Source organism: Pseudomonas sp. RC10-4-2, from assembly GCF_050433085.1.
In the GTDB taxonomy this organism is placed as follows: Bacteria; Pseudomonadota; Gammaproteobacteria; order Pseudomonadales; family Pseudomonadaceae; genus Pseudomonas; species Pseudomonas aeruginosa.
This window is the reverse complement of record NZ_JBNPXX010000003.1, coordinates 94,028-109,668: the sequence shown is the minus strand read 5'-3', so window position 1 is coordinate 109,668 and position 15,641 is coordinate 94,028. Positions and strand designations below refer to the sequence as shown.

At 67.4% G+C, this 15,641-nt stretch carries 1 protein-coding gene; it reads right to left on the bottom strand.

Annotation, left to right across the window (positions count from 1 at the left end):
• Nucleotides 1-60: 60 nt before the first annotated feature.
• On the bottom strand, nucleotides 61-15,510 hold the full coding sequence (locus FHW81_RS16135; protein ID WP_271017648.1) for a non-ribosomal peptide synthetase: 15,450 nt from the start codon (nucleotides 15,508-15,510) through the stop codon (nucleotides 61-63).
• Between the last annotated feature and the right edge of the window lie 131 nt (nucleotides 15,511-15,641).

Below are 15,641 nucleotides of genomic sequence, written 5' to 3'. Positions count from 1 at the left end.
CGCCAGAGGCAGGCGAACGAAGCGGGACACGAGGTCCAGATTTGGATTGGAAAGCATGGGTCAGATCGCCTCTAGTTCGCTCATGAATTCACGAAGGTCATCGAAATCGGTGTCATTGCTGGAAGTCTGCGCTGCGGCAAGCTCGGCATAGGCTTGCAGCGACTCGGTCTGGAACAGCGCCGCCAGCGGCAGCTCCACGCCGACCTCGCTCTGCATCCGGGCAGTCACCTGGATCGCCAGCAACGAGTGGCCGCCAAGCTCGAAGAAGTTGTCGTCGAGCCCGACCTGTTGCAATTGCAGGACCTCCGCCCAGATCCCCGCGACCTGTTGCTCCAGATCGCTTCGCGGCGCCACGTAGACCTGCTGCAGCAGGCTCGCATCCGGCTGTGGCAGGCCCTTGCGGTCCAGCTTGCCGTTCGGCGTCAGCGGCATCCGCGCCAGGAACAACAGGTGCGACGGCACCATGTATTCCGGCAGGCGCTCGCGCAGCGCCGTCTTCAACTGCGCCCGGCACTCCGCCTGCGCTTCCGGCGAATCCGCGACCGCCGACGCCTGCGCCACCACGTAGCCCACCAACTGCTGGCCCACCGCACCCGGCTGGGCCACCACCACCGCCTCGCGCACCGCCGGATGCTCGCGCAGGCGCGCCTCGATCTCTCCCAGTTCGATGCGGAAGCCTCGGATCTTCACCTGGTGGTCCACCCGTCCGAGGTAGTCCACCACCCCATCCGCACGCCCACGGGTCAGGTCGCCGCTGCGGTACAGCCGGCTGCCCGGCGCGCCAAAGGGATCCGGCACGAAACGCTCGGCGGTCAGCGCCGGACGCTCCAGGTAGCCACGCGCCACCCCTTCCCCGCCCAGGTACAGTTCGCCCGCCACGCCTACCGGCAGCAGGTTCAACTGCCCGTCGAGGATGTAGCCGCTACGGTTGCCCAGCAGCGTACCGATCGGCATGTAGGCCGCGCCGCAGGCATCGCCCGCTCGCGCTTTCCACAGCAGCGGCGTCACCACCGTCTCGGTCGGGCCGTAGCCGTTGAACAGGTACTTCGGCTTCAGCGCCCGCCACGCCAGGTCATAGCTGGCCTGCGCCACCGCGTCGCCGCCGAAGCAATACACCCGTACCGGCGGCGGATTGCCGTCGCGCTCGGCATGCTCGGCCAGTTGCTGCAGGTACACCGGCGGGAACACCCCCACCGTTACCCCGTGGCGATGCATCTCGGCGTAGGTCCGTTCCGGCAGCCACAGGCTGTCGTCGCGGATCAGCACCCGCGCACCGTTGATCAACGGGTGCATCCAGCCTTCGTGGGAACCGTCGAAGGCGAACGACATGAAGTGCAGCTCGCAGTCCTCCGGGGTCATCTCGTAGCGCTCGCCGGTAGCCACGATATGGGCGATCAGCGGACCGTGGGACACCGCCACGCCCTTGGGCATGCCGGTGGAGCCGGAGGTGTAGATCACATAGGCCAGGTTGTCGCCGTGCAGCGCCACCGCTGGATCATGGGCGGGGAAGCCGACCCACTCCTCCTCGCGATCCACGGACAGGCAGGACAACCCCTCGGGGATCGGCAGACGCTCCAGCAGGTGGCTATGGGTCAGCAGCAGGTGCGCGCGACTGTCCTGCATCATGTACAGCAGGCGCTCGCGCGGGTATTCGATGTCCAGCGGCACGTAGGCGCCGCCGGCCTTCAGTACCGCCAGGAACGCCACCATGATCTCCGCGCTGCGCTGCATGGCGATCGCCACACGCACTTCGGGGCCGACGCCTCGGGCGATCAACGCATGTGCCAGGCGGTTGGCCCGGCTATCCAGCTCGGCGTAGGTGAGCTTTTCCTCGTCGAAGATCACCGCCACCGCATCCGGCGCCATACGCGCCCGCTCGGCCACTCGCTGGTGTACCAGCGGCGTTGCCGGATAGCCCGAATCGCTGCGGTTCCAGATAGCGCCGATAGCGCTAAGCTCCGCCTTCTCGAGCATCTGCAGATCGACCAGACGTCGCTGCGGATGTTCGGCGAATGCCTCCAGCAGAGTCGTCAGGTGGCGACCCAGGCGCTCGATCGTAGCGGCCGGGAACAGTCCGCGATCGTAGCTGAATTGCAGTGACAAGCTATCCCCGCCACCCAGCGCCAGGGCCAGCGGATAGTTGGTCTGCTCGTGCATCGCTACGGCACCGAAACGCACGCCTCCAGCGGAGGACCGTTCGAGCACCTCGTCCACCGGGTAGTTTTCGAACACCAACAGGTTGTCGAAAACCGCCTCGCCGCCGAACCCCGCCCAGCGCTGCAGCTCGAACAGAGGCGTGTGCTCCTGTTCGCGCAACGCCAGGTTCTGCCGTTGCAGCCCCTGCAGCAGTTCGTCGAGGGTCATCTGTGGAGCCAGCGTTATCACCACCGGCAAGGTATTGATGAACAACCCGACCTGGTTCTCGACACCCGGCAGATCGGCAGGGCGCCCGGAGACGGTGGCGCCGAAGACCACGGTGTGTTGTCCGGTATAGCGTTGCAGGAGCAGCGCCCAGCCCGCCTGGACCAGGGTATTGAGAGTGACCTGGTGGCGCCGGGCGAAATCCCGGAGCCGCGCGGTAGCCGTTGCGTCCACCTCACGCAGGTGCTCTCCGACGCCGTTGGCCGATGTCAGTCCCGGCTGAGCCAGTGCCTCGACCAATCGCGTCGGCTCGTCCAGAGCCGCCATCTGCTCGCGCCAGAATGCCTCGGTAGCTGCCGCGTCCTGCCGCTGCAACCAGGCGATGTAGTCGCTATAGCGGCCATCCCGGAGCTGCTCCGGCGAGCGTCCGGCATAGGACTCCAGCACCTCGCTGAGCAACTGGGCATTGCTCCATCCGTCCAGCAGGATGTGATGATGGGTGTAGATCAGGTGATGCTCACCTTCGGCAGTCTTCACCAACAGCAGCCGCAACAGTGGCGCACGCTGCAGTTCGAAACCGCGTTCGCGCTCGGCCGCAGCCAGCGCGAGCAGCGCGGCGTCCCGATTCGCCGCCTGGCTCAGGTCCTCTTCGGCGAAGGGCAACTGGCGCTGTCGATAGACGATCTGCAAGGGCTGCTGCAGCTCCCCCTGCCAGGCGAAACCACTGCGCAGGATCGCGTGCCGGTCCAGGGCGGACTGCCAGGCTGCGCGGAAGCGCGGGATATCGAGGCCGGACACATCCACACGCATCTGATTGATGTAGTCGCTCGATGCCTGCTCGTACAGCGAATGGAACAGCATGCCCTGCTGCATGGGTGACAGCGGATAGATGTCCTCGACCTCTTCCAGCGCGACCGGCAGGGCATCCAGACGCGCCTGGTCCAACCCCGCCAGCGGGAAATCGGAAGGCGTCGCGCCATGCCGTGGCGAATCGCAGCAGAAGTCGACCAGCGCCGTCAGCTCAGCCACATAGTCATCGGCCAGGCGACGCACCTGGTCCTCGCCGAACATCTGCGAGCTGAAGCTCCAGTCGATGCTCAGTTCACCGTCGAACACCCGGCCATTGAGACTCAGCCAGTTGTCCAGCGGAGCGCCGGGGTCCATCTCTGCCCCCGCGCTTTCGCCAGCCGGGTCCAGCAGAGCCATCTCGTCGAACTGAGCGTCGAACTGGCCCAGGTAATTGAAAGTGATCCGCGCCTGCGGCAACCCCGCCAGGACCCGGGCACTTTCCTCTCCAGCCAGATAGCGCAGCAAGCCATAACCCAGGCCCTTGTCGGGAATCGCACGCAACTGTTCCTTGATCGCCTTCAGGGACTCGCCAAGATCCGCGACCGGGCTCAGGCGCACCGGGAACAAACTGGTGAACCAACCGACGGTGCGACTCAGGTCGATATCGGCGAACAGCTCCTCGCGCCCATGCCCTTCCAGCTGTACCAGGCTTGAAGAGGCGCCGCTCCAACGGCAGACCACTCGCGCCAGGGCGGTCAGCAGAAGATCGTTGACCTGGGTACGGTAGGCTGCCGGCGCCTGCTTCAGCAGGCGTTCGGTCAAGCTGCGGTCGAAGCGACTCTGCACGGAGGTGGCGAAACGCTGCTCCAGAGCGCCTTGCGGATGCTCGCACGGAAGCTCGGCCGGCGCACCTTCCAGCAGCTCGCGCCAAAACTGCAACTGCGCCTTCATCGACTCACCACGGGCATGCTCGCTCACTCGGCCGGCCCAGGCCTTGAACGGGCTGGTCTTGCCAGGCAGCCGCGGAGCTTCTCCACGGAGGCTCTGCTGGTAAGCCCTTTGCAAATCCTCCAGCAGAATGCGCCAGGACACCCCGTCCACCACCAGATGGTGGATCACCAACAACAGACGCTGGCCGCCGTCGGCCATATCCACCAACAGGCTCCGCAACAGTGGGCCGTCGGCCAGGTCCAGGCTGCGCTGCGACTCCTCGCAGAGCGACTCCAGCGCTTGTCGGTCCACCGCCTCGGCACGCCAGAGCAGCGCACCGCCCAGCGTTGCTTCGGCATGTTCGGCATGCCAGGTTCCGTCCGTTTCATGGAAGCGCAGACGCAATGCGTCGTGATGTTCGACCAGGGCCTGCAAGGCCGCTTCGAGTGCCTTCGCATTCAGGGCCTCGCGCGGCTTCAACAGCAATGACTGGTTCCAGTGCTGGCGATTGGGAATCGGCTGTTCGAAGAACAACCGCTGGAACGGCAACAACACCGTCTCGCCGCTCACAGGCCCCTGCTCCATTTGCACCGCAGCCCCTACGCGGGCGACTCGCGCCAGCCCCTGTACGGTCTGTTGTTGGAACAGGTCCTTCGGAGTGAACTGGATGCCCGCCGCACGGCATCGACTCACCACCTGGATCGAAACGATGGAATCGCCACCCAGGGCAAAGAAGTTGTCGGTGGCGCCCACCTCCTCCAGCTTCAGCACGTCCGCCCAGACGGCCGCGATACGTCGCTCCATTTCATTCTGCGGCGCAACATGCGTCTGCCCCGCAGCAGCTTGCGGTCGCGGCAACGCCTTGCGATCCAGCTTGCCGTTCGGACTCAGCGGCATCCGCTCCAGCGCCAGCCACTGCGCCGGCACCATGTATTCCGGCAGGCTCGCCGCCAGGTGCGCGGCCAGCGCTTCGCGCCAGTCGCCGCCCTCGCTCTCCAGCACCACGTAGCCGACCAACTGCCTGCCGTCCACCGCCAGCACCGCCGCCTCGCGCACCCACGGATGCTCCAGCAGGCGCGCCTCGATCTCGCCCAGCTCGATGCGCAGGCCGCGCAGCTTCACCTGGTGGTCGATCCGCCCGGCGTACTCGATCACCCCATCGGCGCGGTAGCGCGCCAGGTCGCCGGTGCGGTACATCCGCTCCCCAGCCACGAACGGGCTGGCGACGAAACGCTCGGCAGTCAGCCCCGGACGCTGGTGGTAGCCACGAGCCAGGCCCCGACCGGCCAGGTACAGCTCGCCGAGCACGCCCACCGGCACCGGCTCCAGGTTGCCATCGAGGATGTAGCAGCCCAGGTTGGCGATCGGCCGGCCGATCGGCACCGCGTCCTTGCCCTCCTCCACGCAGCTCCAGTGGGTGACGTCGATGGCCGCCTCGGTCGGGCCATAGAGGTTATAGAGGCCGGCCTGCGGCAGCTTGGCGAACACCTGCTGCTGGGCGTCCGCCGACAGCGCCTCGCCGCTGCAAACGATGCGTTTCAGGCTGGTGCAGGAGACGACGTCTTCGTCCTGCAGGAAGGCCTGCAGCATCGACGGCACGAAGTGCAGCGTGTCGACCCCTTCGCGGTTGATCAGCGCCACCAGCTTCGCCGGGTCGCGATGGTCGCCCGGCGCGGCCACCACCAAACGCGCCCCGCTCATCAACGGCCAGAAGAACTCCCAGACCGACACGTCGAAGCTGAACGGGGTCTTCTGCAACACCGTGTCGCCGACGCCCAGCCCATAGGCCTGCTGCATCCAGCACAAGCGGTTGCTCAGCGCCGAATGGCGGTTGCCGGCGCCCTTGGGCTTACCGGTGGAACCGGAGGTGTAGATGACATAGGCGAGGTTCTCGCCATCGAGATGAATATCCGGGTTCGCCTCACTGTAATCCTCGAACCAGGGCGCACCGCGATCCAGGTCGATCCGCTGCACGCCTTGCGCCAGCGGCAGCTTCAGGTGCGACTGGCTGAGCAGCAGCTCCACGCCGCTGTCCTCCAGCATGTAGGCCTGGCGCTCCTCGGGATACTCCGGGTCCACCGGCACGTAGGCGCCGCCGGCCTTGAGGATCGCCATCAGGGCCACGACCATCTCGATGGAGCGCTCCATGGCCACGCCCACCAGGCGGTCCGCACCGACCCCGCGCTCGATCAGGGCATGCGCCAGGCGGTTGGCCCGGCGGTTCAGCTCGGCGTAGTCCAGGCGCTCCTCGCCGAAGGCCAGCGCCGGCGCCGTCGGCGTGCGCTCGACCTGCTCCTCGAACAACCGGTGCACGCCGCGTTGCAGCGGGTACTCGGCCGCAGTGGCGTTCCAGCCTTCCAGCAACTGGCCACGCTCCTCGGCATCGAGCATCGGCAGCGAGTCGACGCTGGCCTGCGGGTTTTCCAGCATGCCGCGCAGCAGATTCTGCCAATGCCGCGCCATGCGCTCGACGGTCCGCGCCTCGAACAGGTCGGTCGCGTAGGTCAGCGCCGCCCCAAGGCCGTCCGGGGTTTCCCAGGTATCGAGGGCAAGATCGAACTGTGCGGCAGCACCGTCCCAGGCAAAACTCTCGATGTGCAAACCATCGACTTGGGCATCCTGCCGCTCGCCGCTCTGGTGGTTATACATCACCTGGAACAACGGGCTGTGGCTGAGATTGCGTTCGGGCTGCAAGGCATCGACCAATTGCTCGAACGGCAGATCCTGGTGCGCCTGCGCGCCCAGCGCCGCCTCGCGCACGCGGCCCAGTAGATCGCGGAAAGCCAGGCCAGCATCGACCTGGCAACGCAGCACCTGGGTATTGACGAAGAAGCCGATCAGGCGCTCGACCTCGGCGCGGTTGCGGTTGGCGATAGGTACCCCGACGCGAATGTCCGACTGCCCGCTATAGCGCTTCAACAGCACCTGGAACGAGGCCAACAGAAGCATGAACGGGGTGACACCCTCCCGCCGGGCGCAGGCCAGCAGCTCCTCCGATAATGGCACCGGCAGCGCCATGTCCAGACGCTGCCCGCGTCCGCTGGCCTGGGCCGGGCGCACCCGGTCGGCGGGCAGTTCCAGGACCGGCTGCTCGGCGCCCAGGCGCTCACGCCAGTAATCCAGCTGCCGCGCGCCCTCGCCGCTGTCCAGCCAGGCGCGATGCCAGGCAGCATAGTCGGCGTACTGCAGCGTCAATGGCGCCAGCGTCGGTTGTTCGCCGCGGCGCGCCGCGGCATAGGCCTGGAGCAGTTCGTCGACCATCACCTGCATCGACCAACCGTCGGACACGATATGGTGCTGGGTGATGACCAACACATGCTCCTGCCCAGCCAGCGCCAGCAGACGCACGCGCAGCAGCGGCCCACGAGCCAGGTCGAATGGCTGGCGGATTTCCTCGGCCACCCGCTGGCGCAACGTTGCTTCGCTCGCCCCGGCGCAATCCTCCAGGACAATGCGCAACGGCATGTTCGCCAGGATCGTCTGGCGCGCCTGACCGTCGACCTCCTCGAAGCGGGTGCGCAAGGTCTCGTGGCGCAGCATCAGCCAATCGAAGGCCTGCTGCAACGCTGCCCGGTCCAGGACGCCACGCACGTGCAGTACGCTGGGGAGATGATAGGCCGCGCTTTCAGGCTCCAGTTTCCAGAGGAACCACATGCGTTGCTGAGCATGCGACAAAGGCAGCTCGGCGACTCGCGGCAATACTTGCAGCACAGGGGCAGCGCTCGCCGCCTGGGACTCCAGGGAAGCGGCGAAGTCTGCCAGGACCGGCCGCTCGAACAGGATGCGCAAGGGTACGTCCAGTTCCAGATCCTGGCGCAGGCGCGAGACCACCCGGGTGGCGCTGAGGGAGTGACCGCCGAGTTCGAAGAAGTGCTCATCGCGGGCGATGCCCTCGACACCGAGCAGCGCCTCCCAGATCGCTGCGACCGAACGTTCGAGCCCCTCCCGCGGAGGCTCTCCGGCCTGGCGGCGGGCAGCCGCGTCCACCTTCGGCAGCGCCTTGCGATCCAGCTTGCCGTTGGCGTTCAGCGGCAAGCTGGACAGCACCTGCCAAGCCGTCGGTTGCATGTACGCAGGCAAGCGTCCGGCCAGCCAGGTGCGCAGCTCCGCCAGAAGGTCCTCACCCCGCATAGCGTCACGCCCCACCAGGTAGGCCGCCAGCAGCGGACCACCGACGCCATCCAGCGCCACGACCGCTGCTTCCGCCACATACGGGTGTGCAAGCAGTTGGCTCTCGATTTCGCCGATCTCGATGCGGAAACCACGGATCTTGATCTGCTGATCGGCGCGGCCGAGATATTCGACCTGACCGTCGACGCGATAACGCGCCAGGTCCCCGGTGCGATACAGGCGCTCGCCCGAACCTGAGAACGGATCGGCCACGAAACGCTCGGCGGTCTGGCCGGGGCGGCCCAGGTAGCCACGAGCCAGGCACTGGCCGCCGATGTACAGCTCGCCGATCATCCCCGGCGCACATGGCTGCAGGGCTGCGTCCAGTATGCAGGCCCGGCGCGCACCGAGCGCGCGGCCGATAGCGGGAGCGCCGCCCTCTTGCGTCCGACAGTGCCAGGCCAGCGGAGTGATCACCGCCTCGGTGGGACCGTAGGCGTTGAACCAGGCTTCAGCCTGCACCGCCTGCTGGGTCAGCAGGCTGGCGTCCCAGGCTTCGCCGCCGAGGATACAGGCGCGTACCGCGATCCGGCGGCCGGCGTGGCGCAACTCCTCCGCCTGTTGCTGAAGATAAGCCGGCGGTAGATCGAGGATAGTCACCGCGTGCCGCTCCACCTCATCCGCCAGATGTTGCGCGCTCCACTGTCCAGCGTCGCCGAGCAGGACCCGGGCTCCTGCCAGCAGAGGTACGAAGAGTTGTTCGGCAGCGGCATCGAAACTGATCGAGGCGAACTGCAGTTGGCAGTCGCCAGGGCCGACGCCGTAGGTGCGTGCTGCCGCCTGGCAGTGCGCGACGAGCGCCGCCTGGCTGACCGCCACTCCTTTTGGCTGGCCGGTCGAGCCGGACGTATAGATCACGTAGGCCAGCGTCTCGCCAGCTACCTCCGGCAGCGGCCGCGTATCTGCACTCGCCGGCCAGGCGGCGGTCTCCAGCGGCAGCCGCTCGACCTCTGCCGGGCAGGGCAGCCGCTCCGCCAGGGTTTCCTGGCAGATCAGCCAGCGCGCGCCGCTGTCGCGCAACATGTACGCCAGGCGCTCCGCGGGGTAGTTCGGATCCAGCGGCAGGTAGCCGGCACCGGCCTTGAGGATACCCAGCAGGCCGACGACCAGGTCGAAGGAGCGCTCGGCAGCGATCGCCACCAGCGCTTCCGCGGCCACGCCGCGCGCCCGCAGGCCACGCGCCAGACGCTCGGCGCGCATATCCAGTTCGGCATAGCTGAGATACTCGTCGCCGCATACCAGCGCGATCGCCTCAGGCGCCGACGCTGCCTGATGCGCGAAGGCCGCCGCGACGCCGCCGCGCGGCAGCGCCTCGAGCGGTGCCTGCCAATCCCGCAGCGCCTCCTGGCGTTCCCCGGCGTCGAGCAGGGCCAGCTCGCCCAGCGCTGCCTGGGGGGTCTCGGCCATCCGCTGCAGCAGATGCAGCAGATGACGGTCCAGTTCGGCGATGTCCGCTGCGTCGAAATCGCGCCGCGCATAGACGTACTGCAGGCTCAGGCGCTCACCCAGGGTGACACCCAGCGTCAGGGGGTAGTTGGTCTGCTCGTGGTTGCTTGGCGTGGAGAACTCCAGATCGGCGGGAGCCTGGCGCAGAGCCTCGGCCACGGGGAAGTTCTCGAACACCAGGATGCTATCGAACAGAGCCTCGCCGCCATGCCCGGCCCAGCGCTGGATGTCGTACAGAGGCGTATGCTCGTGTTCGCGCAGCGCCAGGTTGAGCGCCTGCATCCCCTGCAGGTAGTCCGCGACGCTCTGCTGTGGCTGCGGCGCGGCGATCACCGGCAGGGTATTGATAAACAGACCGATCTGCGCCTCGATGCCTGGCAGTTCCGCCGGCCGTCCGGCCACGGTGGCGCCGAAGGCTACCGTCTCCTGCCCGCAGTGCCGCTGCAGGAGCAGCGCCCAGGCCGCTTGCACCAAGGTGTTGAGCGTGACCTTCTGACCTTGGGCGAAGGACGCCAGTTGGCGGGTCGTCTGCGGATCCAGTTCGCGCAGATGCTCACCCTGGCCAGTCTGCTCCGTCCTCGCCTGACGCGCCAGGCGTGTCGGCATCTCCAGGGAGGCCAGCCGATCGCGCCAGAAGGACTCGGTTGCCTTCGCATCGCGGCTCTGCAACCAACCGATGTAGTCGCGGTAGCGCCCAACGGTAGCGGCTACCTCCTGCCCCGCATAGCGCTGCAGTACCTCGGCAAGCAGTTGGGCGTTGCTCCAGCCATCCATCAGGATGTGGTGATAGGTATAGATGAGGTGCATCCGCCCATTCGCCAGCGGCACCAACACCAAGCGTTGCAATGGCGCCCTGGCCGGGTCGAAACCGGCTTCGCGCTCAGCCTCTGCCTGCCGTTGCGGATCACTGCCTGGCAGGGCCAGCCGCAGCTCCAGCGTCGCCTGCTCGAATACCACCTGCAACGGCTGAGGCCAGCCGTCCTTCCAGAGGAATCCGCTGCGCAGGATCTCATGGGCATCGAGGGTGGCCTGCCAGGCTGCGCGGAAGCGATCCGGGTCCAGTCCGCCGATATCCATGCGCAATTGGTTGACATAGTCGCCTTCCGCTCCATGAAGACTGTGAAACAGCATGCCCTGCTGCATCGGCGACAACGGATAGATGTCCCGCACCGAATCAGGATCCAAGGACAATCCATCGAGCTGCGTCTGGGAAAGCCCGGCCAGCGGGAAGTCCGACGGCGTCACGCCCCGATGCCGCGGGTCGAGACAATGCTCGATCAGCGCGTGCAGCTCCCGCGCGTAGTCATCGACCAGGCGCTGGACGGTCGCCTCGGCGAACATTTCCCGGCTGAAGCTCCAGTGCAGGCTCAGCTCGCCGCCGTAGACCTGGCCTTCGATGCTCAACCAGTTGGCCAGCGGGGCGCACGGATCCTGGGCGGCGCCGGCGCTTTCCGTGGCCGGTACCAGCAGCGCCGCTCCATCGAACTGACGGTCGAACCGGCCCAGGTAATTGAAGGTGATCCGCGGCTGCGGCAGTGCGGCCAGGCGGGTCGCAGCCTCCTCTCCAGCCAGGTAGCGCAGCAGGCCGTAGCCGACACCCTTGTCCGGCACGCCGCGCAGTTGCTCCTTGATCGCCTTCAGCGACTCGCCGAGGTCCGCGGCCGGGGTCAGGCGCAGCGGGAACAGGCTGGTGAACCAGCCCACCGTGCGGCTCAGCTCGATGGCCTCGCCGAGGTCCTCGCGGCCGTGCCCTTCGAGCTGCACCAGCACGCTGGCGTCGCCGCTCCAGCGGCAGGTCGCGCGGGCCAGGGCGGTCAGCAGCAGGTCGTTGACCTGGGTCCGGTAGGCCGCCGGGGCTTCCTGCAGCAACTGCCGGGTACGCTCGGCGTCCAGGGTCAGGACGAGCTTGCGCTCATGGCGGTTTTCCAGGGCGCCGTGCGGGTTTTCGCATGGCAGCGCATGCGGAGCGTCGTGCAGTTGCGCCTGCCAGTAGTCGAGTTCGTCCAGGCGCGCGCCGGCCTGTTCGTGCAGGTGCCGGCTCCAGGCCTGGTAGGAACTGCTACGCGGCCCGAGATCGGCGTCGAGGTCGGCATAGAGACGCTGCAGGTCTTCCAGCAGGATGCGCCAGGACACCCCGTCCACCGCCAGGTGGTGGATGACCAGCAGCAGGCGCTGGCTGCCGTCGGCCATGTCCACCAGCAGCGCACGCAGCAGCGGCCCCTGTTCGAGGTCGAGGCTGCGCTGGGCTTCTTCGCAAAGCGCCAGCAACACCTCCTCGGACCCCGCCTGCCGGCGCCACAGCGGCTCGCCGGCCTGCTCGGCGTAGGCCTGGTGCCAGGCGCCGCGCTCTTCGCGGAAACGCAGGCGCAGGGCATCGTGCTGCGCCTGCAGGCGTTCCAGGGCACGCCCCAGCCGGTCGCCGTCGAGCGGCTGGCGCGCCTGCAACAAGAGAGACTGGTTCCAGTGCTGGCGGTTGGGAATCGACTGCTCGAAGAACCAGCGCTGTACCGGCGCCAGCGCCACCTCGCCGCTTGCCGGACCCTGTTCCGCCGTCGCCGCACCCGCCTTGGCCGCCAGGGCCAGGCTGCGGATGTTCTGGTGCTGGAACAGGTCGCGCGGGCTCAGTTGCAATCCGGCCTGGCGCGCACGGCTGACTACCTGGATCGAGACGATCGAGTCGCCGCCGAGGCTGAAGAAGTTGTCGTCCAGGCCGACCCGCTCGACGCCCAGCAGGTCCTGCCAGATTTCCGCCAGGGTTCGCTCCACTGCGTTGCGCGGTGCGCTGTAGCCTGCCTGCGCCACGCTTACTTCAGGCGCCGGTAGCGCCTTGCGATCCAGCTTGCCGTTCGGACTCAGCGGCATCCGCTCCAGCGCCAGCCACTGCGCCGGCACCATGTATTCCGGCAGGCTTGTCGCCAGGTGCGCGGCCAGCGCTTCGCGCCAGTCGCCGCCCTCGCTCTCCAGCACCACGTAGCCGACCAACTGCCTGCCGTCCACCGCCAGCACCGCCGCCTCGCGCACCCGCGGATGCTCCAGCAGGCGCGCCTCGATCTCGCCCAGCTCGATGCGCAAGCCGCGCAGCTTCACCTGGTGGTCGATCCGCCCGGCGTACTCGATCACCCCGTCGGCGCGGTAGCGCGCCAAATCGCCGGTGCGGTACATCCGCTCCCCAGCCACGAACGGGCTGGCGACGAAACGCTCGGCAGTCAGCCCCGGACGCTGGTGGTAGCCACGGGCCAGGCCCCGACCGGCCAGGTACAGCTCGCCGAGCACGCCCACCGGCACCGGCTCCAGGTTGCCATCGAGGATGTAGCAGGCCAGGTTGGCGATCGGCCGGCCGATCGGCACCGCGTCCTTGCCCTCCTCCACGCAGGTCCAGTGGGTGACGTCGATGGCCGCCTCGGTCGGGCCATAGAGGTTATAGAGGCCGGCCTGCGGCAGCTTGGCGAACACCTGCTGCTGCGCGTCCGCCGGCAACGCCTCGCCGCTGCAAACGATGCGTTTCAGGCTGGTGCAGGAGGCGACGTCTTCATCCTGCAGGAAGGCCTGCAGCATCGACGGCACGAAGTGCAGCGTATCGACCCCTTCGCGGTTGATCAGCTTCACCAGCTTCGCCGGGTCGCGATGGTCGCCCGGCGCGGCCACCACCAAACGCGCCCCGCTCATCAGCGGCCAGAAGAACTCCCAGACCGACACGTCGAAGCTGAACGGGGTTTTCTGCAACACCGTGTCACCGACGCCCAGGCCATAGGCCTGCTGCATCCAGCACAAACGGTTGCTCAGCGCCGAATGGCGGTTGCCGGCGCCCTTGGGCTTGCCGGTGGAGCCGGAGGTGTAGATGACATAGGCAAGATTCTCGCCGTTCAGCTCGATCCCCGGATTGTTCTCGGCATGGTTTTCCAGCCAGGCATCGGCCTGGTCCAGGTCGATCCGTTGCACACCTTGCGCCAGCGGCAGCTTCAGGTGCGACTGGCTGAGCAGCAGCTGCACGCCGCTGTCCTCCAGCATGTAGGCCTGGCGCTCCTCGGGATACTCCGGGTCCACCGGCACGTAGGCGCCGCCGGCCTTGAGGATCGCCATCAGGGCCACGACCATCTCGATGGAACGTTCCATGGCCACGCCCACCAGGCGGTCCGCGCCGATCCCGCGCTCGATCAGGGCATGCGCCAGGCGGTTGGCCCGGCGGTTCAGCTCGGCGTAGTCCAGGCGCTCCTCGCCGAAGGCCAGCGCCGGCGCCGTCGGCGTGCGCTCGACCTGCTCCTCGAACAACCGGTGCACGCCGCGTTGCAGCGGGTACTCGGCAGCAGTGGCGTTCCAGCCTTCCAGCAACTGGTAGCGCTCCTCGGCATCGAGCATCGGCAGCGAGTCGACGCTGGCCTGCGGGTTCTCCAGCATGCCGCGCAGCAGGTTCTGCCAATGCCGCGCCATGCGCTCGACGGTCCGCGCCTCGAACAGGTCGGTCGCGTAGGTCAGCGCGGCGTACAGGCGGCCGCCCTTCTCGTAGGTATCCAGGCTCAGGTCGAACTGGGTGGTACGGCTCTTCCAGTCGAGCTGGCCGAAGCTCAGGCCGGCCACGCTGTCCAGCGCCTCGATGTCGGCCACCAGCGGCTGGTGGTTGTACATCACCTGGAACAGCGGGCTGTGGCTCAGGCTGCGCTCGACCTTGAACGCCTCGACCAGGCGTTCGAACGGCAGATCCTGATGGGCCTGGGCGCCAAGCACGGTGTCCTTGAGCCCGGCCAGCAGGGTCGCCACCGACGTGCGGCCGTCGAATACCGAGCGCAGCACCTGGGTGTTGACGAACAGGCCGATCAGCCCTTCCACCTCGGCGCGGTTGCGGTTGGCGATGGGGACGCCGACCCGCAGGTCGGTCTGCCCGCTATAGCGTTGCAGGAGGATATTGAAGCCGCCGAGCAACAGCATGAACAGGGTCAGCCCCTGGCGTCGGGCGGTGCCGCGCAGGGCCTCGGCCAGGGCCGGCTCGATGCTGAACTCGTAACGGCTGCCACGGTAGCTGGGAACCGCCGGACGCGGGTGGTCGGTCGGCAACTCCAGGACCGGATGCCGCTCGCCGAGCTTGCCGCGCCAGTACTCCAGCTGGCGCTCCTGCTCACCGGCCTCCAGCCAGCTGCGCTGCCACAGGGCGTAATCGGCGTACTGGATCGGCAAGGCCGGCAGGCCGGGCTCCGCGCCAGTCGCATAGGCACTGTAGAAACGACTGAATTCTTCGATCAGCACGTTCATCGACCAGCCGTCGGACACGATGTGATGCAGGGTCAACAGCAGCACATGCCGCTCCTCGCCCAGGCGGATCAGGCGGACCCGCAGCAACGGCCCCTCGCACAGGTCGAACGGCTGCAACGACTCGCGCTGCGCCTCCTCGCGCAGGCGGGCTTCCTGCTCGGCCTCGGGCAGGCCGCTGCAATCCTCGAAGGCAACCTCCAGCGGGCGTTGCAGGGGCGCCTGCGCGAGGCTGTCGTCGGCGCCGCGCGGGAACACCGTACGCAGGGTTTCATGACGCTGCACCAGGCTGGCGAAGGCGCGCTCCAGCGCTTGGCGATCCAGCGGTCCGTTCAGGCGCACCGCGCTGGGCAGGTTGTAGGCGCCACTCTGTGGCTCCAGGTGCCAGAGGAACCACATGCGCTGCTGGGCGTAGGACAGGCGGTCGCGCTCGGCCGAAGACACGCCGGCCGGAATCGGGAACAGCGAGAAATCGATTCCCTCCCCTCGCAGGGTTTCGAGGAAGACCCGACGCTTCTCAACGGGTAGTTCGATAAAGCGGCGGGCGAGCTTGAGGGAATCTTCTGCGTTCATCGGTCTTCTTCCGTGCACATGGGCAACGAGCGCGGGGCTCGGTCATTCATGTGAAACGGACGACACATCGTGAAAATTAACCGGACAGCGACTTCCGGTCGCACCTTGGCCGATCGGTTTTTTGCATAGCC